Below are 26,502 nucleotides of genomic sequence, written 5' to 3' on the forward strand. Positions count from 1 at the left end.
CTTCGATGTCACTGCGACTCCCCGGTGGGTTGCGGTGTGTGAAGTGGTAGCGAGGCTCATGCCGACCTTCTCTCGTAGCGGGCCTGCAGGGTGCGGCCCAGTGCGGTCGCGGCGATCACGACAGTGGTGACCGCAGCACCCGGGAAGACGCCGAGCCACCAGGCATGGCGCAGGTAGTCGCGCGACTCGGAGATCATCAGGCCCCATTCGGGGGCCGGCGGCTGGGGACCGAGCCCCAGGAAGCTCAGGCCTGCGGAGCTGACGATCGCCTCGCCCAGAGCGATGGTGGCGATGATGGGCAGCGATCCCAGGGCGTTGGGCAGGATGTGGCGCAGCAGCGACCGGACACCGGTGACCCCGAAGGTGCGGGCCTGTTCGACGTACCCGGACTGGCGTGTCTGCAGTACCTGGGTGCGCACCAGGCGGGCGTACTTGGGGATCCCGGCGATCCCGATCGCGACGATCAGGTTGGGGACGCCGGGGCCGGTCAGAGCGATGAACAGCAGGGCCAGCAGAACCTCGGGAAATGCTGCCAGGATGTCGATCGCCCGGCCGACGGTGTAGTCCAGCCAGCGCGGCCCGGTGGATGCCAGGATCCCGAGGACCAGGCCGGCGAACAGGCCCAGCATGGTGGCTCCCAACCCGATCGACAGGGAGTAGCGGGCGCCGTGAATGATCCGTGAGTAGACGTCTCGACCCTGCAGATCTGTTCCGGCCCAGTGAGCGGTGCTGGGAGCGTGCAGGGACACGGCCGGGTCGGCGTAGAGCGGATCGACGTGGCTGAGCAACCGGGGGAACAGTGCCGCGATGACGGCCAGTGCAAGGACCGTGCCACTGGCGGTGATCGCAAGACTGGATCGCAGTCTGCCGGGGTGGCGGACGACTGCTGGTGCGGTGGACAGTGAGATGACGGCCATGATCAGCTCCTGGAGGCTCGTGCGGTGCGAAGCCGTGGATCGATCGCCAGGGCGATGATGTCGACGGCGGTGGAGGCCGCTACAAAGGCGGCCGTGGCGACCAGAGTGATGCCCAGGATCAGTGGGATGTCCTTGACAGTGACCGCTTGAACGGCAATCTGGCCCAGCCCGGATCGGCCGAAGACCTGTTCGACGACCACAGCCCCGCCTATAAGGCTGCCGATGACCAGACCCAGAACCGTGATCACCGGGACCGTTCCGTGCTTGAGGGCATGCCGGGTGTGGACCTGTGGTGCCGAGAGTCCGCGAGAGCGGGAGGTGAGTGAGAACGGCTGTTCCATCGCGCGGTCGGCGCCGTCGCGCAGGATCTGGGTGAGATAGCAGCCGATCGGGAGGGCCAGTGACAGTGCTGGCAGTACCAAGGCACTGGGTGAGTCGGGGTCGACGATGGAGAACCAACCGAGTTTGAAGGAGAAGACCAGCAGCAGCACGATCCCGAGCCAGAATGCCGGGGCCGAGAGCAGGATCAGCTCGACGACCTGGGAGATCGGCCGCAGTCTGCGGAACCGTGTCGAGGTGAGCGCGGTGAGCAGGTAGGCGATCAGGACGGCACCGATAGCCGCGGAGAAGGCCAGTTGGAGGGTCGGCCCGATGGACTCGGCGAGCAGCGAGGTGACTGGCCGGGAGAAGCTGTAACTGGTTCCGAGGTCACCGGTGGGGATGCGTGCTAGGTAGACCAGGTACTGGTACCACAGCGGGTGGTCCAACCCCCATCGCTCAATCGTGCGGGCACGCAGCACTGGATCATCGCGGTTCTCGCCGAGCAGCAGGGAGACGGTGTCGCCGGGGGTTGCGTGGACGGCCAGGAAAGTCAGTGTGGTGGCCGCCCACAGCACGAACAGGGCTCCCAGGATGCGGTAGAGCACCAACTTGGCGAGGTGCGCTCGGCGTGGGGCGGCAGCCGTCTCGGCGGCGACCTGCCGGGTGTTGTGGAGGACGAAGTGGTCCATCTCTGATACTTCCAAACTTTCAGCACAGGAACTGCGGAGGCCGGTCAGTTGAGTGGACCGGGCATGCATGGTGGGGCCCTGGCAGAGTGGTTCTGGGGAGCCGCAGGGCGCGAGAGGCCCACGGATCAGGCCCTCGGGGGCCGGAATCTGGGGTGGTGCTCAGCGCTAACGGATCTGGCAGCTGGGTGACAGAGGGGCGGTGCCCGAAGAGGTCACTGCTGCGAGGCTTCCGGGGACCGATGCCCCGGAAGGCCGAACAGCCGGATCAGCGGCAACACATGGGGTCGAGGGCGCTGGGACACGGCATGCACATACACATCGGGCGGCGGGCTGAGATTGCCAGGCCTCCGACGGTGTGCACGATCGCGTTCACGCAAACTCCTCAACCGGGTTGCGTGAGTCGACAGTGTGACTCACAACAACCATGACGATCGGACGGTACTGCCGATCGGATCCCGACCAACCGGGATTGCGAAGGACACTAGGGGCAGAGCCACCGTGGTTCCAACATTGTCTTGAAACGTGAGACCATATATCAATATCTGATATTCCTCAGGGTCTCAATCACGCTTCTGAGCGCAGCTGGAAACCGGGTGCGGTGATGCTCACACCGTCCCGGCCCACCGTGAAGGAGACCTCGGACAGATCGGTGACCACGGCCTCGGCGTCCAGATCGGCGCTGGGGGTGGAGGTGGTCAGCGCCAGGGCCGACATGCCGGCCCGGTGGGCCGCCTCGACCCCCGCCGGGGCGTCCTCGACGACCAGGCAGCGGGCCGGGTCGGCGTCCAGCCGCCGGGCGGCCAGCAGGAAGGCATCGGGCTCGGGCTTGCCGCGCTCGACGTCCTCACCGCTCACCATGACCCGAGGCGGTTCGAGTCCGGCCGCGGCCAGCCTGGCCAGGGCCACCGGACGCCGCGAGGAGGTGGCCACCGCGGCGACCTCGTGCAGCGCGGACAGTGCCTCGACGGCACCGGGGATCGCGGTGATGCCCTCGGTGGTGGTCAGCTCGAGCTCGTCGATCAGGGCCAGCGCCTCGGCGCGGCGGGGCTTCTCGATGGCGGCGTCGACGATGTCGCGGGTTCGCCAGCCGGCCCTTCCGGTGAGCTGATCGGGTGAGATGCGGTACTCCCGGGCCCAGCTGCCGAATGCGGCGACCAGGGCCTCCTGGGAGTCGACCAGGGTGTTGTCGAGGTCGAGGATCACGGCGTCGAACCGTTGGGTGGGAAGGGATCCGAGATTCATGACGGCTCCTGGGCTGCATCAGTGGTCGGTTCAGTGGTGGACACAGCGATTGTCCCAGCTCTGTGGGTATCTCGCGTCCACCGTGTGCACAGGTCTCTGACTAGGAGAAATACGATGACCGGCAGAGCTGTGCACACCTCATCCCGGAGTTGTCCACAGGCTTGTCCCCAGGCTGGGGACAAAACTCAGCGATGTAGTTCCACCGCTGTGAGGAGCGTCCGGGAGCCGCCTGCGGCCCGCGGCAGACTGGAGACATGACCCTCACCGCGCCGCCCCCGCAGGGGGTACTGCTCTACGACCCCGACTGCGGGTTCTGCACCCGGACGGCCAGGATTCTGCAGAGGCTGACCGCCCCGGCGCAGGCTGCGGCGACGGTCGCCCCGATGACCGACGCCGATCTGGACGCCCTGGCGGTCGACCCCGTGCGGGCTCGCCGGGAGATCCCCCTGGTGAGGGGCGACGGCACCGTCGTGTGGGGAGCCCGCGCGATCGCGGAGGCGCTGTCGGGCGGCCCGGCACCGCTGCGGTGGGTCGGTCGGGGCATCGGCGCCCCGCCCGTCATTCCCGTCGCCGAGCGGATCTACGCCTGGGTGGCCGACAACAGGTACCGACTCCCGGGCGGATCGGAGTCCTGCCGGACCCGATGACTCAGAATGCGAAGTTGGGCTTCCACTGGCGGACCGAGGAGACTTTCACCGCATCCTTGGGGTAGGGATCGGCCTCCAGCAGCCGGTCCAGGGTCTTGCGGTCGTCGACCTGGTAGATCAGGACGGCACCCGACCCGTCGCTCAGCGGCCCGCCATTGACCAGCTGCCCGCGCTCGCGCATGGCCTCCAGGTTCTTCAGGTGAGCCGGGCGCGCAGCCAGTCTCTTGTCATTGAGTTCGGGATCATAGGTCGTCTCGACGATGAACACAGCCATGGGGAGATCGTAGACCACGGCCCCGCGATGGTCGGACCAAGGCCTCAGTCGACCGCGCAGGTCTGGGTGGAGGCCGGGGTCGTGTCGGTGGCCCCGGCGGTGATCATCGCCCGGGTGGCGGAGTTGGTGAGGACGTATCCGGTGTCGGCCTCCCCGGTCGAGCGGGCGAAGACGGTTCCCGCCACCTCCCCGGAGGTGGTGAGCAGCGGCCCCCCGGAGTTGCCCGGCTGGACGGTGCCGCGGATCGCCATCACCTCACGGGTGACGGTGGCGGTGGAGTAGATGTTCTCGCCGCGGGCCAGGATCGTACCGCGCACCCGCGCCGCCGCCAGGGTGAAGGGTCCGTCGAGGGGGAATCCCGCGACCACCGCCTGCTGGCCGTCGGCGGGGGGAGACGACATCGTCAACGGCCTGGCGTCCAGCCCCGGCACCGACAGCACCGCGAGGTCCAGGTTCGGATCGTAGGAGACCACCGTGGCCGGCCGGGACAGACCGGTCCCCCCGATCTGGACGGTCACCCTGCTCGCCCCGGCGACGACGTGGGCATTGGTGACCACCCGGTCGTCGGCGCTCACCCAGCCGCTGCCCTCCGAGGCCCGCGAGCACAGCGTGGAGGTGGCCCTGATCTTGATGATGCTGCCGGCCGCCCGTTGCACCCCGGCGCTGCGGATGACCGCCTCGTCGGGGGTCCCGGTGGGCAGTTCGGGTTCGGTCTCCAGACCGGAGAAGACCCTCGGGAAGCCGTCGGCCAGCGATCCGGCGGCCCGCACCGCGGCGCGGTTGACGGCGTCGGGAACGACCTCGTCGGTGACCGCGAGCACCCGGGAACCCGCGATGGCCCGGGACCAGTCGGTGGGGACCAGCGGGCGCACCGCCCCGGCCAGCACGGTGAGCACGACGGCCGAGACGAGGATCGAGACGACCGCCCCCACCAGGGAGTCGGCCGCCCTCAGGGTGGGGATGCGGTTGGCACGGTTGAGGCGCATGCCGATCCCCGACAGCAGGGACTCGCCGATGGCGGCGACCGCCAGCAGCACCATGATCCGCAGCACGGCGCTGCCGACCGGACCGATTCCCTGGGTGGCCATCCAGGGGGCCAGCCGACCCGACAGCCACAGCCCGAGCCAGGCGCCGAGCACCAGTCCCGCCAGGCTGAGGACACCGACCACCGCGCCCCGACGTCGTCCCCTGACCGCCTGGCCGATCAACAGGAGGACCAGGACGATGTCCAGTGCGCCGGAACCGCTCATGTCTCCATCCTCCTCCGTCTCGGGATCGCACCGGGAGTATCGGCGCACCCTCCAGACTGACACGGTTGTCTGTGCATATCTGTGCGCAGTTCGTCATGAGCTGTGACTGGCACCAGTTCTCCTGATGAGTTCGTGCTACATGATGTAGTTTTGTCCCCATGACGAGTCAGAGCGAGTCCGGCGTCGGACCAGCCTCCGACGGTGAGGCGATTGACGACCAGGACGACCTCGTCGTGCTCCTGGACAGGGACGGACATCAGATCGGCACGGCGCCGAGACTGGCCGTCCACACCCGCTCGACCCCCCGTCACCTGGCCTTCTCCTGCCACATCCTCGATGTCGGCGGCCGGGTGCTCATCACCCGGCGGGCCCTGGGCAAGGTGAGCTGGCCCGGGGTCTGGACCAACTCCTGCTGCGGCCATCCCCGCCCGGGGGAGAAGATTCCCGAAGCCATCGAGCGCCGGGTCCGCGAGGAACTGGGCCTGGACGTCAACCCCTCGACGATGGTCTGCGCCATCCCTGACTTCTCCTACCGGGCCACCGACGCCTCGGGAATCGTCGAGGACGAGCTCTGCCCGGTCTACCTGGCCCTGCTGGACGATCCCGAGGAGATCGTCGAGCTGTACCCCGATCCCGAGGAGGTCGAGGAGGTGGCCTGGGTCGGCTGGAAGGATCTCTACCGCACGGTCCAGACGATGTCCCCGCTGCTCAGCCCGTGGTCGGTGCTCCAGGTCCGTCAGCTCGGCGAGGACATCAGCGCCCACCTGCCCTGAGTCGGGGATCAGTCCCGGGGGCGGCGGAAGGGCGCGTCGGGATCGGTGTCGAGTCCGTGGCGAGGCCGGGCGACGGGCTGCTCGGCGACCCGTTCTGCGGCCCGGTCAGGAGTCTTGTCGGTGCCCCGGCCGTGCACCGTCTGCCAGGCCAGCACCGCCCCCAGGGCGGTGGTCAGCGGCACCGACAGCACCAGGCCGATCGACCCGACGAGGGTGCGCACGATCTCCTCGGAGAAGGTCTCGGATCTCAGCATGTCGCCCAGCGGCATGTTGTAGATGCTCAGCAGCAGCAGGGTCGACAGGGCCGCCCCGGCGGTGGCGAAGGCGATCGTGTAGACGCTGGAGGCGATGTGGTCGCGCCCGATCCGCATCGCGCGGGTGTAGAGCTCCCGGCGGCTGGTGGAGGACTCCGCCAGCTCCCACACCGAGGAGGCCTGGGTGACGGTGACGTCGTTGAGGACGCCGAGGCCGGCGACGATCACCCCGCAGATGATGACCGATCCGAGAGTCAGATTCGGGGCGGTGGCGGTGATGATGAAGTCGTCCTCGCTGGTGACCCCGGTGAGGTGGGCCCAGCGGGCCGCCAGATAGCCCAGACCGGCCGACAGCAGCAGACCGAAGAGGGTGCCCAGCAGGGCCGTGGTGGTGCGGGTGGACAGGCCGTGGGTGAGGTAGATGACGATGAACATGATCGCCGAGCAGGCCACCAGACCCACCAGCACCGGCGGTGAACCGACCAGCAGGGCGGGCAGCATGAACTTCGAGAGGATGACGAAGGCCAGCACCAGGCTCACGATGGCGGCCAGTCCCCGGCGTCTGGCCACCGCCACGACGACCACCATGAAGACCACCGCGATGACGATGAGCGGCGTGGTCCGCTCGAACTCGTAGTACTGGTAGGTCCCCGAGGCGGTGCCCTGTGCACTGCCCGAGGTGTTCTGACCGGCCTGGGTTCCCGGGGAGCGGTACATCCGGACCACCTGGCCCGGCTCGATCCCCGAGGAGGTGACCGCCGAGGTGAACTGGATGGTGGTGGTGCGGCCGGCGTCGCTGCCCTGGTCCAGCCTCACCGTGGCCACCGCGCACTTCTCCCCGGTGCTGGTTCCGGTGGAGCCGGGGGTGCCCTGGCACGAGCCGTTGCGCACCGACTCGATGGTCCCGTTGACGATCGTCACCCCCGGCGCGTTCCAGGCCGCGGTGTCGGACTGCAGATGGGCCGAGACGTCGTGGGGCCACAGCGCGATGATCCCCACCACGGTGGCCAGGAACAGCGGGGCCAGCATCAGCAGCAGACGGCCCAGGGCCGAGCGCTCCCGGGCGGCCTGCTCCGGGGTGCTCGGCCGGTGGGAATGGCCGGGGTCGCTCATTCGGAGGCCGTCTCGTCGGCGGCGGGCTCCGGAAGGTCGGCGACCGGCAGGCTCATGGTGAACATGGCTCCCCCGCCGGGTGCCCGGGAGGCCTTGATCCAGCCGTTGTGGGAGGTGACGGTGTGCGCCACGATCGACAGTCCCAGGCCGGTTCCCGGGGTGTTGCGGGAGCGGTCGGAGCGGTAGAACCGCTCGAAGATGTGGGGCAGGTCTTCCTCGGCGATGCCGGGGCCCTGGTCGGAGACGATGACCTTGTCGTCCTCCATCCGCACGGTGACGGTGCCCTCGGGAGGGGAGAACTTCACGGCATTGTCGAGCAGATTGGTCACGGCCCGCTCGAGGGTGGCGGCGTCCCCCATCATCGGGTGCGGGGCCAGCTCGACGTCGAAGGTGAGCCCCGGCCCGCGCCGGCGGGCCCGTTCGACCGCCTTGGAGACCACCGCCGACAGCTCGAGGGGTTCGGGGGACCGGGTCATCGCGTCGTCGCGGGAGAGCTGGACCAGGTCACCGATGAGGCTGGAGAACTCGCCCAGCTGGGCGGCAATGTCGGTGAGGATCTCCCCGCGCGCCGCCTCGGGCAGCATCCCGGTCTTCTGGTCGGCCAGCATCAGTTCGACATTGGTGCGCATCGAGGTGAGCGGGGTCCGCAGCTCGTGGGAGGCGTCGGCGATGAGCCGGCGCTGGCGCTCCCGGGAGCTGGCCAGCGACGACAGCATGGTGTTGAAGGAGGTGGCCAGTCGGCCGAGCTCGTCGGAGGAGCGCACCGGGATCGGGTCCAGCTTGTCGGTGCGGGTGACCCGCTGGACGGCCTGGGACAGGTCGAGGATCGGGCGGGTCGTCGAGCTGGCCGCGAAGTAGCCGGTGATGGCGGTGAACAGGATGCCGAGCAGACCGGTGGCCACCAGAACCAGCCACAGCGAGTGCAGGGTGGCCTCGGTGGGCTGCAGGGAGCGTCCGACCACCAGGGAGTACCGGACGCCGTTGACCGACAGCGGCACCGAGACGATCCGGGTGGGCACCCCCTCGGAGTCGGTGACGGTGCGGGTCGAGGTGCCCGACTGGATGCGGGCGACCGCCAGCTCCTCGGGGCCGGTGGGCACCGTGGTGACCGCCCCCGGGACGTTCTCGACGGTCCCGTCGGCGCGCACCAGGGTGATGGTGACGTCGGAGACCTGCAGGGCGTCGGTGCTGAACTCGCCGATGTCGCTGGTGCCGTTGCTGATCGGGGTGGACAGGTACCGGGCCAGGGCGGTGAGCCGGTTGTCGAGCTGGGAGTACAGCGACAGCCGGGTCATCGAGTAGCCGGCCAGACTGGTCGCCATCACGGCCACCGCGACGCTGAGGGCCACCAGGATGGTGACCCGCCGGCCCATCGTGATGCGCGGAATGCGGGGCTGCCAGTCCAGCAGCCGACGCCACCAGCGTGGAATCACGGAGTCGCTTCTCGCAGCACGTAGCCCACTCCGCGGACGGTGTGGATGAGGCGGGGCTCACCGTCCTGCTCGGTCTTGCGGCGCAGGTAGCCGATGTAGACCTCCAGGGAGTTGGCGGTGGTGGGGAAGTCGAACCCCCACACCTCGTGCAGCAGCCAGCTGCGCTCCAGCACCTTGCGGGGGTTCTGCAGGAAGACCTGCAGCAGGGCGAACTCGGTGCGGGTGAGGTTGATCCGGCGTCCCGCCCGGTTCACCTCGCGGGTCTGCGGGTCGAGGCTCAGATCGGCGAAGGAGAGCAGCTCCGACTCGTCCTCGCCGCCGGCCTCGGCCTCGGCCTCCGCGCGGGACCGGCGGGTGAGGGCGCGCAGCCGGGCGAGCAGCTCGTCCAGGGCGAAGGGCTTGACCATGTAGTCGTCGGCTCCGGCGTCCAGCCCGTCCACCCGGTCGCCCACCGCGTCGCGGGCGGTGAGGATGAGGATCGGGACGTCGTTGCCGTTGTCGCGCAGCATCCGGGTGGCCTCCAGGCCGTCCAGCCGGGGCATCATGACGTCCATCACGACCGCGTCGGGGTGGATCGAGCTGAGCTTGGCGAGGGCCTCGACGCCGTCACTGGCGGTGTCGACCTCGTAACCGCTGTAGTGAAGCGACCGTGCGAGGGACTCGCGGACGGCTCGGTCGTCGTCCACCACAAGGATGTGCATGGCCATAGCCTGCCACCTCTCACTGACCGGACTCGACCGGGACGGCGGTGTCCCCGGTCGGACCGGTCTTCTCGGTGTCATGGCGCTGGTGAGCGGCACGGGCGGCCGCGGCGACCCGGGCCATCCCGGCCAACCGCGGAGCGGCCGGTGGCGGTGGGACCTCCTTGTGGGGGCTCCGCTCAGAGCGGACGATGACCCCCTGCGGGTCCTTGGTGAACCAGCGGACCACCCCGGAGCCCATCACCTGGGTGCGTCCCGAGCTGTGGTGGATCACCAGGCAGGTGCCCTCGTCGACGGCCACCGCCGAGGACAGCAGTCCGGAGTCGATCGCCGAGATGAGCAGTCCGTCGCCGCCGCAGGTGTCGTTGTGGGCCAGGCAGGTGATGCTCACCAGGCCGAGCCCCTGGGCCAGGGCGAGTTCGTCGAACCCCTCGGATGCCGCCTCGGGGTAGATCTGTCGGCCCTGGAGGTGCCAGCCCCCCTCGATGGCGGTGACGGCGGTGGCCATCGCCCCGGCCGAGAATCCCAGCCAGGGGGAGCCGCCGCGGACCAGCCGGGAGAGCTGATCGGCCGAGGGCCCCAGCCCCGCCAGGTAGTCGGCCACCCGGCCGCCGCCGACGATGATCCCGGCGAGCTCGTCCAACCCCTCCAGAGGGGTGAGCGGGGGTTCATCGGTGAGACGGATGGTGCGGATCTGAGCCTCGGGCCACCGCGAGGTGACGATCCCGGCGAGCGGGGAGGAGTAGACCTCGGCGGACTCCGGGGATCCGCAGACCACGACGGCGAGTGTGGAACGGCCGGTCGAGCGCGCCTCCTCGATGAAGGCGTCGTAGACCTCGTCCAGGCCCGTACCGTCGGCGCCTTCCTGGGACTCGGACCCGCCGCCAACCAGGAAGAAGCTCATGGCGCCAGCCTATCGGGCAGCTTCGAGACGGCGTCGACGATTCCGGGCATCGCCGCCTCGATCGCCTGCAGGGTCGCGGTGAACTGCTGGTCGGGCCCGTACCAGGGGTCCGGCAGCGCGGTGCCGCGCTTCTTCGCGGGGTCGTAGTCGCAGATCAGGCGCAGATTGGTGGCGTGCGGCGCCATCCGGCGCAGCATCGTGAGGTGCATCGGCTCGGCGGCGATCACCAGGTCGGCCCCCCGGATCTCCTCGGCGTCGATCTGGTGGGCGCGGTGGCCGGCGGCGTCGTATCCGTGGGCCTCCAGAACCGTCCTGGCCCGCGAGTCCATCGGGGCGAAGCCCTCCTCGTCACTCACCCCGGCGCTGGTCACCCGAGCCGCCACGCCGGCATCGGCGAGCCACCTGCGGGCCACCCGTTCGGCCATCGGGGAGCGGCAGATGTTGCCCCAGCAGACGAAGATCACGGATGGCGGATATGACATGAGGGGCCTCTCGGTCGGCTGCGTTCTGGTGTCCTGGACCATTCGGGCATAGCGTATAGGCCATGTTGTTCCACTCCTGAGTGATGGCGCCAGGTCTGCGCGCCCACGATCCATCCCGAAGATCCACCAGGAGTCCCCATGCCCTCACGCACCCTGCCCACCGTCAGCACCGAGGTCGAGCAGCTCTACGGCGACGCCCTGGGACGGCCTGCGGCGGTGGCCCCGCCGCGCCCCGACGGACACCGGCACCGGCTCGGCAATCTGCTGAGGTTCACCCCCTACCTGCGTCCCTACGCCACCCGGTTCGCGCTGATGGTGGTCTTCGCGCTGGCCTCCACGCTGGCCGGGATCGTCACCCCGCTGCTGATCCGCCGGATCATCGACGGCCCGGTGGCCCACTCCGACCGCCCCGGCCTGTACGCCCTGGGCGCCGGTGCCATCGGGATCGGCGTCGTCGAGGCGATCTTCATGTTCTGGCGGCGCTGGGTGGTGGCCCGCGGCACCCTGGGCACCGAGACCGGGATCCGGCTGGACCTCTACGCCAAGCTGCAACGTCTGCCCCTGGGGTTCCACACCCAGTGGGAGTCCGGCCAGCTGCTGAGCCGGATCATGAACGACCTGTCGACGGTGCGCCGGTTCCTCGGCTTCGGGCTGCTCTTCCTCATCATGAACACCCTGCAGGTGGTCATCGTCACGATCCTGCTGCTGCGGATGTACTGGCCGCTCGGCCTGGTGGTGATCGTCTCGGCGGTGCCGATCGTCATCCTCTGCCTGGTCAACGAGCGGCACTACACCCGGCTGTCGCGGGCCATCCAGGACCAGACCGGGGACGTCGCCTCGGTGGTCGAGGAGTCGGTCCACGGGCTGCGGGTCATCAAGGCCTTCGGCCGCTCCGAGCACGCCTTCAAGGGGTTCGACGAGAAGTCCCGGGTCCTTTATCGCACCAGCATGTCGCGGATCCGGCTGGTCTCCCAGTTCTGGACCATCCTGGAGGCCATTCCCTCCCTCACCCTCATCGTGGTGCTGGGATTCGGGGCGCTGGCGGCCTCCCAGCACCGACTCTCCCTGGGCACCCTGGTGGCCTTCATCACACTCATGATGAGCCTCATCTGGCCGATCGCCTCACTGGGCTTCCTGCTGTCGATGACCCAGGACTCGATGACCGCGGCCGATCGGATCTGCGAGATCTTCGACGCCCCCGAGACGATCTCCGACGGCCCCTCCCGACTGGACGCCGTCGAGGGCCGCCTCACCTTCGACGACGTCTCCTTCCGCTACCCGGACGGCGACCAGGACGTGCTGCGCCACGTCGACCTGGACATCGCGCCGGGCCAGACGGTCGCCCTGGTCGGGGGCACCGGGTCGGGCAAGACCACCCTCACCGGGCTGGTGCCGCGGCTGGCCGATGTCACCGGCGGCGCGATCCGGATCGACGGGGTCGACATCCGGGAGCTGCAGGTCGCCAACCTGCGCACCATCGTCGCCACCGCCTTCGAGGACCCCACGCTGTTCTCGATGAGCGTCCGGGAGAACCTCACCCTGGGACGGGAAGAGGCCACCGACGAGGAGATCTGGCAGGCCGTCGAGGTCGCCCAGGCCGGCTTCATCCGCGACCTGCCGTGGGGTCTGGAGACCCGCATCGGCGAGCAGGGGATGAGCCTGTCCGGAGGCCAGCGCCAGCGCCTGGCACTGGCCCGGGCGGTGCTGGTCAACCCCCGGGTGCTGGTCCTCGACGACACCCTGTCGGCCCTCGACATGGAGACCGAGGCGCTGGTCGAGTCGGCGCTGCGGCGGGTGCTGGTCGGGGTGACCGCGATCGTGGTCGCCCACCGCGCCTCCACCGTGCTGCTGGCCGACAGGGTCGCGATGCTCCAGGAGGGGACCATCACCCATGTCGGCACCCATTCGCAACTGCTGGCCGACGTCCCGGAGTACCGGGAACTGCTGAGCGCCGAGTACGACGCCGAGGCCGCCATCGGGGCGGGAGGACACCACCATGGCTGAGAGCACCACCCAGGACCAGGAGACGAGCTGGCGGGGGGTCGCCCAGGAGGAGGCCGCCGAGGTCTCCCAGCGCGCCTCGGGAATCCTGCGGGCGCGCAGCCGGTCCCTGCTGTGGGATCTGCTGCGCCCGCACCGCCGTCTCATCTGGCTGCTGGTCGTCATCATCCTCGTCGAGAACCTGTCCCGGCTGGCCTCCCCCTGGCTGGTCCGGCGGGGGATAGACATGGGCATCCCGCCCCTGATGACCGGCGGCTCGCCGCGCTACCTCATCGAGACCGTCACCGCGATGCTGGTCGCCCTTCTGGTCCAGGTGATCACCCGGATCATCTTCCTGCGGTTCTCCGGCAGGATCGGCCAGGATCTCCTGCTGGAGCTGCGCCGTCGGGTGTTCCGGCACTTCCAGAGCCTGGACGTCTCCTTCCACGACCGCTACACCTCCGGGCGGGTGGTCTCGCGGATGACCAATGACATCGAGGCGATCGCCGACCTCATGGAGGAGGGGTTCGACGATCTGCTCTCGGCGGTGCTCACCCTGATCGGCACCGGGGTGATGCTGCTGGTGATGGACTGGCGGCTGGGTCTGATCTGTCTGGCCTCGCTGCTCTTCGTGGGGATCCTGGTCCGCTGGTTCTCCCGCGAGTCGAGCCGCACCTTCCGTAAGGTGCGCAACGCCTCGGCGGCGGTGATCATGCAGTTCGTCGAGACCATGACCGGCATCAAGGCGGTCCAGGCCTACCGGCGCGAACCCCGCAACCAGGAGATCTTCACCGAGCTGTCGGACCGCTACCGCGGGATCAACGTGCGCTCCTTCCGGCTGTTCGCGATCTTCATGCCGGGAATCACCCTGATCGGCAACATCACCGTCGGCGTGGTGCTGCTGGTCGGCGGGCTGTTCGTCGTCGAGGGCTGGACCACCGTCGGCGTGCTGGCCGCATTCCTGCTCTACCTGCGCCAGTTCTTCGAGCCGCTGGGCAGTATCGGCGAGTTCTACAACACCTTCCAGTCGGCCATCTCGGCCCTGGAGAAGCTCTCCGGGGTCCTCGGAGAGGAGGCCGAGGTCGCCGAACCGGACGATCCGGTGGCGGTGGGATCCGACGGGCGCAGCCAGGGCCGCATCGACCTCGACCATGTCACCTTCGGGTACGGCGAGGGGGATCCGGTGCTGCCCGACCTGGACTTGCACATCCCGGCCGGCCAGACGGTGGCCCTGGTGGGCACCACCGGAGCCGGCAAGACGACCATCGCCAAACTCGTCTCGCGGTTCTACGACCCGGTGGCCGGCCGGGTCGAGCTGGACGGGGTGCCGTTGAACCGGCTCGCCGACCACGACCTGCGGCGCAACATCACGATGGTCACCCAGGAGAACTTCATCTTCAACGGGTCGGTCGCCGACAACATCGCCTTCGGCCGTCCCGGGGCGAGCCGCGCCCAGATCGAGGAGGCCGCCCGGACGGTCGGCGCCGACACCTTCATCGAGGCCCTTCCCGAGGGCTTCGACACCGACGTCTCCCAGCGGGGAGGACGGCTGTCGGCCGGTCAGCGGCAGCTGGTCGCCTTCGCCCGCGCCTTCCTGGCCGACCCGGCGGTGCTCATCCTCGACGAGGCGACGTCCTCCCTGGACATCCCCTCGGAGCGGCTGGTGCAGCGGGCGCTGCGCACCATCCTGGCCGACCGGACGGCGATCATCATCGCCCACCGGCTGTCCACCGTGGAGATCGCCGACCGGGTTCTGGTGCTCGAGCACGGCCGTATCATCGAGGACGGCGCCCCGGCCGCACTGCAGCTGCGCGGCGGCCGGTACGCCGACCTGCACCGCGCATGGGAGGCCTCACTGGCCTGACCCCCGCCCCCCGCGACCTTCCCCAGAGAGGACCCCGTGACCATCGCACCCGCGAAACAGCCGACCTTCCGCATCCCCGACGACTCCCCGGACTGGTGGCGCCAGGCGGTCGTCTACCAGATCTATCCGCGCTCCTTCGCCGACTCCAACGGCGACGGTATCGGGGATCTGGCCGGCATCATCTCCCGGATCGACTACCTCAGGCAGCTGGGGGTCGACGCCGTCTGGCTGAGCCCCTTCTACCCCTCCGAACTCGCCGACGGCGGCTACGACGTCGCCGACTACCGCGCGGTGGACCCGCGGATCGGGACCTTGGGGGAGTTCGACCGGATGAGCGAGGGGCTCCACCGGGCCGGTATCCGGCTGATCGTCGACATCGTGCCGAACCACTCCTCCGACCAGCACCCGTGGTTCCAGGAGGCGCTGGCCTCCCCGCGGGGCTCGGCCGCCCGCGACCGCTACATCTTCCGCGACGGGCTGGGGGAGCACGGCGAGCTCCCGCCCGCCGACTGGAAGGGATCCTTCGGCGGGGGAGCCTGGACCCGGGTGCCCGACGGCCAGTGGTACCTGCACACCTTCGCGACCGAGCAGCCCGACTGGAACTGGAAGAACCCCGAGGTGCACGCCGACTTCCTGAAGACCCTGCGGTTCTGGGCCGACCGGGGGGTCGACGGGTTCCGGATCGACGTCGCCAATGCGCTGGCCAAGGACCTTCCCGAGGTGCTGCCCTCGGCCGCCGAGATGGCCGAGATGCCGCTCGACGGCAGACATCCGGTGATCGACCGCGACGAGGTCCAGGACATCTACGCCGAGTGGCGCCAGGTGTTCAACGAGTACGACCCGCCGCGCACCGCGGTGGCCGAGGCCTGGCTCGACGATCCCGAGAGACGGGCCCGCTACGCCCGCCCGGAGTCCCTTGGTCAGGCCTTCAACTTCGACCTCCTGCAGGCCGACTTCGACGCCGACCAGTTCCGGCGGATCGTGACGGCCAACCTCGAGCAGCAGACGATGTCGGGATCCTCCTCGACCTGGGTGCTGTCGAACCACGACGTCACCCGGCACGCCACCCGTTACGGGCTGGCACCGCTGAACGGCCGCAAGGTCAAGCAGGGGACCGAGTGGATGCTCGACGGGGCGCCGGCCGACCAGCTGGACCGCGACCTGGGGCTGCGCCGGGCCCGGGCCGCCACCCTCTTCGTGCTCGCCCTGCCCGGCAGCGCCTACATCTACCAGGGTGAGGAGCTGGGCCTCCACGAGGTCACCGAGATCGCCGACGACCAGCGTCAGGACCCGGTCTTCCTGCACGGCGGCCGGCACGCCTACGACGGACTGGGCCGGGACGGCTGCCGGGTCCCGATCCCGTGGCGGCGGGAGGGATCGTCCTACGGCTTCGGGCCGTCGGGGGCGCACCTTCCGCAGCCCTCCTGGTTCGCCGGGTGCTCGGTGGAGGCCGAGGAGGGGGACGAGGACTCCACCCTGTCGATGTACCGGCGGGCCCTGGCGCTGCGCCGCGAACTCGAGTCCTCGGAGACTCTCAGCTGGCGCGAGGCCGACGGCCCGGTGCTGATCTTCGAGCGGCCCGGCGGGTGGATCTGCGTCACCAATTTCGGTGCCGAGACCGTCGGGATGCCCCGGGGCCGGCTGCTGGTGGCCAGCGAGCCGCTGCCCCGCGACGACGACGGGGAACCCCTGCTGCCGCCGGCGACCACCGCCTGGCTGCGGTGCTGAGGGGCCTCAGGGGCGGGCGACCGGCCGGCCTTTGAGGCTCTTGACGAAGGCGTCGACCTCGCGGCAGCGGTAGGAGCTGTCGTACCTGGTCGACAGCCTGAACCTCGGCCTGGCGACCAGATCGTCGACCGGCTCGCCGGCCTTCACCCGGGCGATCAGGGAGTCGATGAGGGGATCGACGTCCACCACCCGGTACTCGCTCCTGCCGCCGAGGTTGAAGCGGACGGTCGAGACTTCCTCGAGGGTGATGGGTGACGGGGGCTGGTGGCTCATGGGGACAGTCAACCATGATGGCCACAGGACGAGGACCGACGAGAGTCTCCGCAGAAAGGGGTCGGCCGATGACGGTGTCAGATGCGCTCGGATGGTGTCCGCTCGAGGCCGGACTGGGGCTGGGACAGAGTTGGACCCAGGTCTGGGAGCTCCTGCTGGCCCTGCTGCTGACCTCCCTGGTCGGTCTGGAGCGGAGCATGCGCGGCAAGGGCGCCGGACTGCGCACCCAGAGTCTGGTCGGCGTCTCCTCGGCGCTGTTCCTCCAGGTCGGCAAGTACGGATTCTTCGACCTGATGCCGCTGATGGGCGGCGACATCCGGCTGGACCCGTCGCGGGTCGCCTCCCAGATCGTCTCGGGGATCGGCTTTCTGGGGGCCGGCCTCATCATCACCCAGCACAGCCGGGTGCGCGGGCTCACCACCGCCGCATCGGTCTGGGAGTCGGCGGCGATCGGGATGGCGGCCGGCGCGGGACTGTGGCTGCTGGCGGTGGTGGTGACGGCGATGCACTTCGTCATCACCCTGGGGTTCAACAGCCTGGAACGGGTGCTGCCCACCAGGAGACACGCCCTGGTCCACCTCGACGTGAGCTATGTCGACGGGCACGGGCTGCTGCGCGAGCTGCTGTCGACCATCACCCGGGCGGGATGGTCGGTGTCGCGGGCGGTGCCCCGCCCTCGGCCTGGAACCGACCGGGCCCGGCTGGTGCTGGAGCTGGACGGCCCGCACGACACCGAGGCGCTGGTCTCCGAGATCACCGGCACCGACGGCGTGCTGTCGGTCGAGGTGATCCCCGAGGCCGATCTGGAGTGAGCGCTCCCGATCGGCCACCGCGCGGCGACTCCGCGAGGAGAATCCAGCCATGAGCTGCGACCCGGCACGACCAGATCCCCTGCTGCCCAATTCTCTGCTGCCCAGTTCCCTTCTGCAGGGAGAGCACTACCGGCTCACCCCGCTCACCCCGCGGGTGATCCGCCTGGAGTGGTCCCCCTCGGGCCGTTTCGAGGACCGCCCCACCACCTTCGCGGTGCACCGGGATCTGCCCGTGGTGGACCACCGGGTGGAGGAGACCGGCACCGGGGTGCGGGTCACCACCGACTTCTTCATCCTCGACTACGACCGGGGACCCTTCTCCACCCACGGGCTGAGCGCCGAGGTGCGCGGCGGCGTCTCCGACTACCACTCGGTGTGGCGATACCGGCAGGACCTCTCCCTGCCGGCCGACCGGCGGATGCAGGCCGAGGGCCGGGCCGGGCGCGGTCGGCTGGACGGCAACATGGGCGGTGCGGCGCGCACCCTGGACGTCGCCGACGGGCCGGTGGACCTGGACCCGGGGGTGGTCAGCGAGCTGGGTTACGCCGTCATCGACGACTCCGCCTCGATGATCCTCGACGACCGGGGTCGGCTGTGCGCCCGCGAGGCCGAGCCCGGCTACCTGGACCTCTACCTGTTCGCCGGCGGCCACGACCATGTCGGCACCGTCGCCGACCTGTTCGCGATCTCCGGGTCCCAGCCCTTGCTGCCGCGGTTCGCGCTGGGCAACTGGTGGTCCCGCTACCACCGCTACGACGAGGCCGAGTACCTCACCCTGATGGACCGGTTCGAGGCTGAGGGGGTGCCGCTGTCGGTGGCGGTGGTCGACATGGACTGGCACCTGACCGACATCGATCCCGGCTACGGGTCGGGCTGGACCGGATACACCTGGAACCGGGAGCTCTTCCCCGACCCGGCGGCATTCCAGGCCGAACTCCACCGGCGCGGGCTCGCGGTGACCCTCAACGTCCACCCGGCCGAGGGGGTGAGGGCCTTCGAGGAGGCCTACGAGCCGATGTGCCGGGCGCTGGGCCGGGCCCCCAGCGGCTCCCCGATCGCCTTCGACGTCACCGACCGGGCCTTCATGGACGCCTACTTCGGTGTGCTGCACCGCGGCCTGGAGAAGCTCGGAACAGATTTCTGGTGGGTCGACTGGCAGTCCGGGCCCTACTCGAGAACCGCCGGGATGGATCCGCTGTGGGTGCTCAACCAGGGCCACTACGACGACTCGGCGGCCCGGATGGAGCGCGGCCTCACCTTCTCCCGGTACGCCGGGCCGGGATCCCACCGCTACCCGGTCGGGTTCTCCGGGGACGCCCTCATCACCTGGCGGTCGCTGGCCTTCCAGCCGCGGTTCACCGCCGCCGGGGCCAATATCGGCTACGGCTGGTGGAGCCATGACATCGGCGGCCACCTGGACGGGTTCCGCGACGACGTGCTGGCGACCCGCTGGGTCCAGTTCGGCGTCTTCTCCCCGATCACGAGGCTGCACTCCAGTTCCTCGCGGTTCTCCGGCAAGGAGCCGTGGCGGTTCTCCCAGCCCGGCCAGCGGTCGATGATCGAGCACCTGCGGCTGCGTCACCGGATGCTGCCCTATCTGAACGCGATGAACCTGCACGCCCACCGCGACGGCCGGTCCCTCGTCGAGCCGGTCTACTACCAGGACCACAGCCCGCAGGCCTACCGGTATCTCGACGAGTACCTCTTCGGCTCCCAGCTGCTGGTCGCCCCGATCGTCGTCCCGAACGACCCGGTGGTGGCCAGGGGCCATGCCGATGTCTGGCTGCCCTCGGGAAGGTGGACCGACATCGTCACCGGTCGGTCCTACCGCGGCGGCCGGAGCCATCGGATGTGGCGCGACCTGATGTCGATCCCGGTGCTGCTGAGGGCCGGCGGATTCCTGCCGCTGGTCGCCGAGGGGGAGTCGCTGGACGCCCGGGAGCTGTTCCCCGAGCTGGAGGTGCTGGTCGCCGCCGGGGCCGACGGACGGTTCGAGCTGGACGAGGAGACCGCGGACGACCAGTGGCAGACCACGGTGCTGGAGCTGTCGGCCACCGAGGGCCGGCTGACCATCACCCGTCCCGACCGGGACCGGTCCGGGCGGGTGGAGTGGACTCTCACCCTGCTCGGCCTCGCTTCGCGCTCCGGGGCCAGGTTCGAGGTGGAGGGGGGCGAGCTGATGGGGGTCGAGGAGGCCGACGGGCGGACCCGCCTGAGGTTGCGCAGCACCGGCGGGACGATGGTGGTCCGGTCGGCGGTGCTGGCGACCACCGGCCAGCCCGAGACGCTGGCGGCCGTGGAGGAGCTGCTGGCCGCCGCCCAGACCGGATTCGTCCTCAAGGACACCATCTACCGGCTGGTCGCCGAGCAGGGGGCGGCGGCGCTCAACGCCGTCACCTCGGTGGGCCGCTACCCGCTGGGCCATCTGGCGGAGGTCCACGACTACGACCTGGCGACCCCCGAGCTCGTCTCCGCCCTCACCGAGATCCTGGCGGACTGAGATTCCGGCGGGGACCGGCCTCAGGGCTGGACGGCGAAGGCGTTGACGGTCGCGGCGACCTTCTCGGCGACCCCGCGGTCGGGGACCAGGTGGCCGACCGCGCCGGCCAGCGCCTGACCGAGCAGGTACAGCGGGAGCCGGGTGATCTCGGTGATCCCGGTCGGGTCGCTCATCCCGGGCAGGGCGACCAGCAGGACGAGGTCGGCGGACCTGCTGGTGGGGGACTCCTCGGAGGTGGTGATGAGGACCACCGGGACCTCGCGCTCCCGCACGGCGCGCACCACGGCGAGGGTCGCGGAGTTGCGGCCACTGCCGCTGACGGCCACGCAGACCGACCCGGGAGGCAGCGAGAAGGCGGCGATCTGCTGCGCCAGCGGGTCGACGGTGCGGCTCACCGGGATGCCCAGGGCCGACAGCCTCATGGCGAGGTCGTCGGCGACCGGGCCGGACAGCCCGCAGCCGACCACGAAGACATTGCCGGCGTGGGCGATGAGCTCGGTGGCACGGTCGACGGTGGCGGCGTCCAGCAGGCTGCCGGCCGACCTCAGGTCCTCCACCGAACGCCCGATGGTGGACAGCAGGTCGCCGTAGGGGCCGGTGTGCTCGCCGGGGCCGAGAGGGGACCGGCCGACCTCCTGGGCGAGGCCGATCCGCAGCTGCTGGTAGCCGCTGAACCCGAACCTCTTGGCGGCCCTGATGACGGTCGCCCGGGACAGTCCCACCGCGGCGGCCAGCTCGTTGACGGTGAGGCCGACCACCTCCCGGGGGTTCTCGAGGATGAACCGGGCCACCGTCAGTTCGCTGTTCCGCAACTGCGGTGAGCGGGCCCGGATCGTCGCGGTGACCGGGCTGGTCAGGGCGGCCTCGCTCACCGGCGGTCCTTCTCGTCGGCCCTCGCCGGGATCCCGATCTCGGCGAGCAGGTCCTTGTCGATCGTGCCGTCGATGATGGCCTGGAAGTCCAGCACGGTGTCCATCTGCTGGCAGGGGATGGAGACGGCGACCGCCTCCCCGTCGATGAGGTCGATCCGGCTGAAACTCCCGTAGTCGGCGGTGCGGGCGCGCTGCCTCGGGGGCACGACGTCGGTGTAGGCGGCGGTGGAGCCGCCCACCCAGACCGGGACGCCGCCGCAGACCCCGGCCCCCGCGTAGTGGGTGTGGCCGGTGACCACCATCGAGACCCCCGAACCCTCCAGCAGCTCGGCGAGATCGGCGCGGTTGCGCAGCATGTCGCGGTCCAGCCCGGGCAGCGGGCAGCGCAGCGGGGGGTGGTGCATCAGCAGCAGGGTGGGTTCGACCGGGCCGGCCAGCACCGTGCGCAGCCAGTCCAACTGGTCGGGGGTGAGGAGGCCGTGGCTGGCACCGGGGACGGTGCTGTCCAGGACGATCAGACGGACCCCGTCGACGTGCTCGACCCTGTCGATGACCCCGCCGTCGAGGATGTGGCTGCGGAAGGACTCGATCTCGTCGTGGTTGCCGTTCACCCAGATCACCGGGCAGCCGGTCCGGCCGGCATAGGACTCGATGAGGGTGCGGGCGGTCCGGTAGGCCTGAGCGTCGCCGTGGTCGCCGACGTCCCCGGTGACCAGGACCGCCGAGGGGGCCAGCTCGGCGTCGGCCAGGCGGTCCAGGAGGTCCCGGAGCAGGGAGGTGGAGTCGACGGTTCCGTAGAGCTTCTTCCCGGGGGCCACCAGATGGACGTCGGACAGCTGGAGGAAGTAGGCCATCTCAGTGGCTCTCGCTGAGAACCGGGGTGGCAGCCCAGGAGGAGATGAACGCGTAGAGCTCCTCGAAGGTCTCCCCGCGGGCCGAGGGGGTGCCGACCCCGGTGCGGCGGCGGTCGATGAATGCGGTGCGGCAGCCGAGGGCCAGGGCCGGGGCGAGGTCGTTGGTCCAGACGTCGCCGACGCTCAGCAGCGACTCCGGGCGCTCGGCGAGGCCCGCCTCGGCCAGCAGTCCGGTGAGGATGGCGGGGCTGCCGGCCGGCTTGTGGGCGTCGGTGACGATGTGGTCGATCACGGGGGCCACCCCGAGCTTCTCCAGCTGGGAGGTGACGCCGTCCAGAGGGGCGTTGGTCACCAGGACCCGGTGGACGGTGGCCGGCAGGTCGGCCAGGAACTGGGGGAGGCCCTTCGGGGTGCTGGTCTCCAGCAGACCGTCGTCGAGCATCCTCCGACTCTGCTGGAACGCCCGGTGGATCTGCTCGGCGGTGAGACCGTGGCGCCTCCCGAGGGTCTGGGCGGCGGCGTATCCGTCGACGGCGTCGGCGAGGACGGCCGGCTCGGATCCCTTCGAGGAGGTGAGGAAGTCGCGCAGGGTGGCCTCGATGTCGACATCGGCGGTGCGGGGGTCGTCGTGCAGCTGCCGGGCGAGCTGGTGGCCGTAGGCGAGTACCGGCGAGTCGCCGACGCAGACCGTGCCGTCGAAGTCCAGTACCAGAATGTGTGAGATCGCCATGCCATCTGCCCCTTGTTCGGTGTTCACGAGAAGACCTCCGGATCGTCATCGGTCGGGATCGCGCGTGGGTTTGACGGGTCTGGGACATTGTGTCGCGCTGTTATGCGTTTGGTGAACTTGCTGTCCACACAGTTCGATTCCGGCTCATCTGCAGCCGAAGGAGTCTCTTGTGACCAACGCAACCCCCTCCGCCCCACCCTCAGCCTCCTCCACCGGCGCGGACACCGCGGCCTCGGTTCCCACCGCAGGCATCGGGGTGATCACCGGACGTCCGGCAGTCCGCCTGGTCGCCGCCCTCATCACCGCCGTGGTGGCCTATCAGCTCAATGCGACGATGGTCGCCCCGACCCTGCCGGACATCGCGCGGACCTTCTCCGCCTCCACCACCCAGATCGCCCAGGTCAGCTCCCTGTTCTTCCTGGCCGGGTCGGTGGCCGGGGTTGTGGCCACCCGCTGGTCCGACTTCCTCGGTCGCCGCCGGATGCTGATGATCGTCCTGACCATCGCGGCCATCGGCAGCGTGGTGGCTCTGTTCTCCCCGAACCTGCCGGTGCTGCTCGGCGCCCGGGTCCTGCAGGGGATCGCCTGCGGATCCTTCCATATCACCTTCGTGGTTCTGGGCGCGAGGCTGCAGCCGAAGACATTCGCCGTGGTGGTGGCGGTGCTCAGCGCCATCAATGGCAGGGTGGCGGGGTTCGACGGCGTCCTCGGCGGTTTCCTGGCCGACCGGTTCGGGTTCCGCTCGGTCTTCCTGGTGATCGTCGCGGTGGCCGTCATCGCCCTGGTCGCGGTGGGGGTGACGATGCCCCGCCACGAGGTGGGGCTCATCGAGGGGAGGATGGACTGGTGGGGTGCGGCCCTGATGACCGTCGTGCTCATCGCGCTCACCAAGCTCGTCGCCCACGGCTCCGCGCAGGGGTGGGGTGCCGAGACGACGCTGATCTACATCGCGATCTTCGTCGTGAGTGCGGTCGCCTTCACTCTGGTCGAGAGACGTCGTCATGATCCGTTGATCAACCCGGCCCATCTGGTGTCGCGGCAGATCTGGCCGCTGCTGGCGACCACCATCCTGTTCACGGTGGCCTTCTCCGCGGTGATCTACTTCACTTTCGTGCTCTTCGCCCAGGACACCAAGGTGGGCTACGGCCTGCCGGCCTCGGTCGCCGCGCTGTGCTACATCACACCGGCCGCGGCCATCGCCGCCCTCGCCTCCCCGTTCACCGGTTGGCTCACCGGGAGGATCGGCTGGACCCTCACCCTGCGGATCGGCCTGACCCTCAACGCCGCGGTGATCGCGTTCGCGGCGGTCTTCCCGCAGCACCGCTGGGCGGTGATGGTGGCGCTGGCCTGCCTGGGGATCACCTACAAGGGGATGTGCATCGCACCGGTCAACGGTCTCGGTGTGCTGCTGTCGCCCAGGAGCGCACCCGGTGCGCTGCCCGGGTTGCTGGGTGCGGCCTTCGGGATCGGCAACGGTCTGGGGGTCACCTCGGTGGCCGCGACGGTGGGTGCCGGCACCCTCGCCGGGTACACCGGCGGCCTGTGGATCTCCTTCTTCATCTCCCTGGCAGCCCTGGCCACCGCCTTCTTCGTGCCGCGGGTGCTCGCTCAGGAGGACTGAGACAGAGCGGGCCCGTCCGCCACGCTCAGCTCGGCTGCCAACCCTCCGGAGGGTCCTCCCCGACGAGCCCGTCGATGGCCTCGCGGATGAGGTCGGCATGGCCGGTGTGGCGTCCGTACTCCTCCACCAGATCGCACACGATCCGCCTCAACAGCACGGTCTGTCCCTGCCACTGTCTGGCGGTCGGCATGTCCAGGCCGCCCTCGTCGAGCAGCTCGGTGAGACGGCGTCTGGCAGTGCTCACCGCCCGGTCGTAGCGGGAGTACAGCTCGGCCGGGCTGTCGAGGGCCGCGGTGCGGAACTCCCAGTCGGGGTCGGCGTCCCAGTCGACCGACCGCCAGGGCTCGCCGGGCTCCTGTTCGAATGCCCAGCTGAGTTTGATGTCCTCCACGTAGGTGAGGTGCTTGAGCAGCCCGCCGAGGGTCAGTGCGGAGGTCGTCGTCCGCCGGGCCAGCTGCTCGGCGTCCAGGCCTCCGGCCTTCCACCGGAAGGTGGCTCGCAATCGGTCGAGCATGCCGACCAGGTGCTCCTGCTCGGTGCCGGCCACCGGCGGTTCCACCGGCCAGATCTCGGTCATCCGACAAGGGTAGTCACTCATCGACAATGCACCGGGTGTTACGGCTTGAACCGGTGCGGTAACGACCTCGTTAATGCGCCGCAGATTGGGGCGGTGGGCTCGTTCTCCGGGGTTATCGTCCTGCAATCGACGCCGACGCCCCGGCGTCGCGCGCCCTGAGTCCACACACTCCAAGGAGCGCAGATGAGCATCATCACCGACAAACCCGCCAAGGAGGACCCGGTCGCGGTCGCCGGCGTCACCTATCAACGGGCCGAGGACGGCTACTTCGACAAACGCCAGCTCCAACGGACAGCCGGGATCTGGGGGCTGTGGGGGATCGGTGTCGCCGCCGTCATCTCCGGTGACTTCTCCGGCTGGAACGGCGGCATCAGCGCTGCCGGTTTCGGCGGCTTCCTGGTCGCGGCGGCCATCGTCGTGTGCATGTACATCGCGATGATCGCCTCCATCTCCGAGATGTCGGCGGCGATGCCGCACACCGGCGGCGCCTACTCCTTCGCCCGGGCCGCGATGGGCCCGTGGGGAGGATTCGTGACGGGCCTGGCCGAGACCATCGAGTACGTCATGACCACCGGCGTCGTGATCTACTTCTCGGCCCAGTACGCCGACCAGATCATGAAGACGCTCACCGGGTTCAGCCTGGAGGCCCACAGCCTGATGCCGCTGTGGTGGGTGGTCCTCTACGCGGTCTTCGTCCTGCTCAACGCGGCCGGCGCCGAGGCCTCCTTCAAGTTCGCGGTGATCGTCGCGTTCATCTCGGTGGGGATCCTGCTGGCATTCATGCTCATCGCGCTGTTCTCCGGGAAGCTCGACTTCCACTCCCTGTGGGACGTCGCCGCCGGCCCCGGTCACAGCACCTTCCTGCCGTTCGGCGGATGGTCGATCGTCTACGCGATGCCCTTCGCGATGTGGCTCTTCCTGGGTATCGAGGAGCTCCCGCTGGCCGCCGAGGAGGCCCACAACCCGGAGCGCGACATCCCCCGGGCCAGCCGTTGGGCCATGCTCACCCTGATGGTCACCGGTGCGATCGTCGTCTTCCTCAACCCGGCCGTGCTGGGATCGACCAAGACGGCGGCGTCCTCCCAGCCCCTCCTCGACGGCTTCTCCGCCCTCATCCCGGGCAACCTCGCAGCCATCCTGTCGCTGTTCGCCCTGGTCGGGCTGCTGGCGTCGGTGCAGGGAATCATGTTCGCCTACGGTCGCAACATGTACTCGCTGTCCAGGGCCGGCTACTACCCGAAGTTCCTGTCCCTGACCGGTGAGCGCAAGACTCCCTACCTGGCCCTCATCGTCGGTGCGGTGATCGGCTTCCTGTCCCTGTTCATCGTCCAGTACGGCAGCTCCTCGGCCGGTTCCGTGGTGCTGAACATGGCGGTCTGGGGCGCGGTGCTGTCCTACCTGCTGCAGATGACCTCGTTCGTCATCCTGCGACGTCGCTTCCCGAACGCCTCCCGCCCGCACGTCAGCATGTTCGGCATCGGCGGCGCGGTGTTCGCCGGGATCGTCGCGGTGGTGATCTTCATCGGCGTCCTGCTCAACCCGGACTACATCGCGGCGATCTACACGGTGGTCGGCCTGTACGTCCTGGCGATCATCTACTTCGCCACCCTGGGCCGCAAGCGTCTGGTGCTCTCCCCCGAGGAGGAGTACGCGATGACCGAGAAGCAGACCGACAAGTAGGCGACCTCGAT

The 26,502-nt window shown here is 69.6% G+C and carries 24 protein-coding genes; 9 read left to right on the plus strand and 15 right to left on the minus strand.

Annotated elements, in window-relative coordinates; all coding sequences use genetic code 11:
- Positions 1-56 precede the first annotated feature (56 nt).
- The 3 genes from H590_RS0100745 to H590_RS0100755 form a co-directional block, all read right to left on the minus strand.
- On the minus strand, positions 57-917 hold the full coding sequence (locus tag H590_RS0100745; protein WP_028702045.1) for an ABC transporter permease: 861 nt from the start codon (positions 915-917) through the stop codon (positions 57-59).
- Between the two features lie 2 nt (positions 918-919).
- Entirely contained in the window at positions 920-1,927 is a 1,008-nt protein-coding gene (locus tag H590_RS0100750) for an ABC transporter permease (protein ID WP_084149162.1), read from the minus strand.
- 564 nt (positions 1,928-2,491) lie between these two features.
- A complete protein-coding gene (locus tag H590_RS0100755) occupies positions 2,492-3,169 on the minus strand; it encodes an HAD family hydrolase (RefSeq protein ID WP_028702047.1) in 678 nt (225 codons plus the stop codon).
- Between the two features lie 254 nt (positions 3,170-3,423).
- Here H590_RS0100755 and H590_RS0100760 point away from each other — a divergent pair, with 254 nt between their 5' ends.
- The gene (locus H590_RS0100760) at positions 3,424-3,816 is read left to right on the plus strand and encodes a thiol-disulfide oxidoreductase DCC family protein (protein ID WP_028702048.1); all 393 of its coding nucleotides are present in this window, start codon (positions 3,424-3,426) and stop codon (positions 3,814-3,816) included.
- Position 3,817: 1 nt separating this feature from the next.
- Here the strand turns inward: H590_RS0100760 and H590_RS0100765 are convergent, their stop codons facing one another.
- Both H590_RS0100765 and H590_RS0100770 read right to left on the minus strand, forming a co-directional pair.
- A complete protein-coding gene (locus H590_RS0100765; RefSeq protein ID WP_028702049.1) occupies positions 3,818-4,090 on the minus strand; it encodes a YciI family protein in 273 nt (90 codons plus the stop codon).
- A 44-nt stretch (positions 4,091-4,134) separates the two neighbouring features.
- Positions 4,135-5,340 (minus strand): MarP family serine protease, encoded by a 1,206-nt coding sequence (locus H590_RS0100770; RefSeq protein WP_028702050.1) that lies wholly within the window; start codon positions 5,338-5,340, stop codon positions 4,135-4,137.
- A gap of 158 nt (positions 5,341-5,498) precedes the next feature.
- Between H590_RS0100770 and idi the strand changes: the two genes are divergently transcribed.
- Complete coding sequence (gene idi / locus H590_RS0100775) at positions 5,499-6,113, plus strand: isopentenyl-diphosphate Delta-isomerase (RefSeq protein ID WP_028702051.1); 615 nt, start codon at positions 5,499-5,501, stop codon at positions 6,111-6,113.
- Between the two features lie 8 nt (positions 6,114-6,121).
- Here the strand turns inward: idi and H590_RS14100 are convergent, their stop codons facing one another.
- From H590_RS14100 to H590_RS0100800, 5 genes are read right to left on the minus strand one after another with little or no spacing between them, the layout of a single operon-like run.
- Positions 6,122-7,480, minus strand: coding sequence for a YibE/F family protein (locus H590_RS14100; protein WP_084149163.1), 1,359 nt, complete (start codon positions 7,478-7,480; stop codon positions 6,122-6,124).
- Positions 7,477-8,859, minus strand: coding sequence for a sensor histidine kinase (locus H590_RS0100785; protein WP_028702052.1), 1,383 nt, complete (start codon positions 8,857-8,859; stop codon positions 7,477-7,479). The genes H590_RS14100 and H590_RS0100785 overlap by 4 nt, the downstream gene beginning before the upstream one ends.
- Before the next feature lie 50 nt (positions 8,860-8,909).
- A complete protein-coding gene (locus H590_RS0100790) occupies positions 8,910-9,614 on the minus strand; it encodes a response regulator transcription factor (protein WP_197720470.1) in 705 nt (234 codons plus the stop codon).
- Between the two features lie 19 nt (positions 9,615-9,633).
- Positions 9,634-10,518, minus strand: coding sequence for a type 1 glutamine amidotransferase family protein (locus tag H590_RS14105; RefSeq protein ID WP_051238016.1), 885 nt, complete (start codon positions 10,516-10,518; stop codon positions 9,634-9,636).
- A complete protein-coding gene (locus H590_RS0100800) occupies positions 10,515-11,000 on the minus strand; it encodes a low molecular weight protein-tyrosine-phosphatase (protein WP_084149171.1) in 486 nt (161 codons plus the stop codon). Before H590_RS0100800 ends, H590_RS14105 begins: the two co-directional genes overlap by 4 nt.
- A 138-nt stretch (positions 11,001-11,138) precedes the next feature.
- Between H590_RS0100800 and H590_RS14110 the strand changes: the two genes are divergently transcribed.
- Genes H590_RS14110 through H590_RS0100815 form a run of 3 tightly spaced genes read left to right on the plus strand, consistent with a single transcriptional unit; the run spans position 11,139 to position 16,572 of the window.
- The gene (locus H590_RS14110; protein ID WP_051238017.1) at positions 11,139-13,004 is read left to right on the plus strand and encodes an ABC transporter ATP-binding protein; all 1,866 of its coding nucleotides are present in this window, start codon (positions 11,139-11,141) and stop codon (positions 13,002-13,004) included.
- Positions 12,997-14,844, plus strand: a complete 1,848-nt coding sequence (locus H590_RS0100810) for an ABC transporter ATP-binding protein (RefSeq protein WP_028702055.1) — start codon at positions 12,997-12,999, stop codon at positions 14,842-14,844. The genes H590_RS14110 and H590_RS0100810 overlap by 8 nt, the downstream gene beginning before the upstream one ends.
- A gap of 36 nt (positions 14,845-14,880) precedes the next feature.
- Entirely contained in the window at positions 14,881-16,572 is a 1,692-nt protein-coding gene (locus tag H590_RS0100815) for a glycoside hydrolase family 13 protein (RefSeq protein WP_028702056.1), read from the plus strand.
- A gap of 6 nt (positions 16,573-16,578) precedes the next feature.
- Here the strand turns inward: H590_RS0100815 and H590_RS0100820 are convergent, their stop codons facing one another.
- Positions 16,579-16,845: a hypothetical protein gene (locus H590_RS0100820; RefSeq protein ID WP_028702057.1), complete on the minus strand. Its 267-nt coding sequence runs from the start codon at positions 16,843-16,845 to the stop codon at positions 16,579-16,581.
- Between the two features lie 68 nt (positions 16,846-16,913).
- Here H590_RS0100820 and H590_RS0100825 point away from each other — a divergent pair, with 68 nt between their 5' ends.
- Entirely contained in the window at positions 16,914-17,657 is a 744-nt protein-coding gene (locus tag H590_RS0100825; RefSeq protein ID WP_051238018.1) for an MgtC/SapB family protein, read from the plus strand.
- A 49-nt stretch (positions 17,658-17,706) separates the two neighbouring features.
- Positions 17,707-20,157, plus strand: a complete 2,451-nt coding sequence (locus tag H590_RS14115) for a glycoside hydrolase family 31 protein (protein WP_051238019.1) — start codon at positions 17,707-17,709, stop codon at positions 20,155-20,157.
- Between the two features lie 20 nt (positions 20,158-20,177).
- Here H590_RS14115 and H590_RS14120 read toward each other — a convergent pair whose 3' ends face one another.
- The 3 genes from H590_RS14120 to H590_RS17060 are packed head-to-tail and all read right to left on the minus strand — an operon-like array spanning position 20,178 to position 22,613.
- Positions 20,178-21,029: a MurR/RpiR family transcriptional regulator gene (locus H590_RS14120; protein WP_051238020.1), complete on the minus strand. Its 852-nt coding sequence runs from the start codon at positions 21,027-21,029 to the stop codon at positions 20,178-20,180.
- Positions 21,026-21,883, minus strand: a complete 858-nt coding sequence (locus tag H590_RS14125) for a metallophosphoesterase (protein WP_051238021.1) — start codon at positions 21,881-21,883, stop codon at positions 21,026-21,028. Before H590_RS14125 ends, H590_RS14120 begins: the two co-directional genes overlap by 4 nt.
- Before the next feature lies 1 nt (position 21,884).
- Positions 21,885-22,613 carry an HAD family hydrolase gene (locus tag H590_RS17060; RefSeq protein WP_051238022.1) on the minus strand — a complete coding sequence of 243 codons (729 nt, stop codon included), beginning with the start codon at positions 22,611-22,613 and terminating at the stop codon, positions 21,885-21,887.
- Positions 22,614-22,782: 169 nt separating this feature from the next.
- On the opposite strand from H590_RS17060, the gene H590_RS0100850 reads away from it, so the two are divergent.
- The gene (locus H590_RS0100850) at positions 22,783-24,234 is read left to right on the plus strand and encodes an MFS transporter (protein WP_036980352.1); all 1,452 of its coding nucleotides are present in this window, start codon (positions 22,783-22,785) and stop codon (positions 24,232-24,234) included.
- A 25-nt stretch (positions 24,235-24,259) separates the two neighbouring features.
- On the opposite strand, the gene H590_RS0100855 is transcribed toward H590_RS0100850, so the two are convergent.
- Positions 24,260-24,811 carry a DinB family protein gene (locus tag H590_RS0100855; protein ID WP_028702060.1) on the minus strand — a complete coding sequence of 184 codons (552 nt, stop codon included), beginning with the start codon at positions 24,809-24,811 and terminating at the stop codon, positions 24,260-24,262.
- Between the two features lie 183 nt (positions 24,812-24,994).
- On the opposite strand from H590_RS0100855, the gene H590_RS0100860 reads away from it, so the two are divergent.
- Positions 24,995-26,491: an amino acid permease gene (locus H590_RS0100860; protein ID WP_051238023.1), complete on the plus strand. Its 1,497-nt coding sequence runs from the start codon at positions 24,995-24,997 to the stop codon at positions 26,489-26,491.
- The last annotated feature ends 11 nt before the right edge of the window (positions 26,492-26,502 follow it).

It is taken from the genome of Acidipropionibacterium jensenii DSM 20535, from assembly GCF_000425285.1.
GTDB classification, from domain to species: Bacteria; Actinomycetota; Actinomycetes; order Propionibacteriales; family Propionibacteriaceae; genus Acidipropionibacterium; species Acidipropionibacterium jensenii.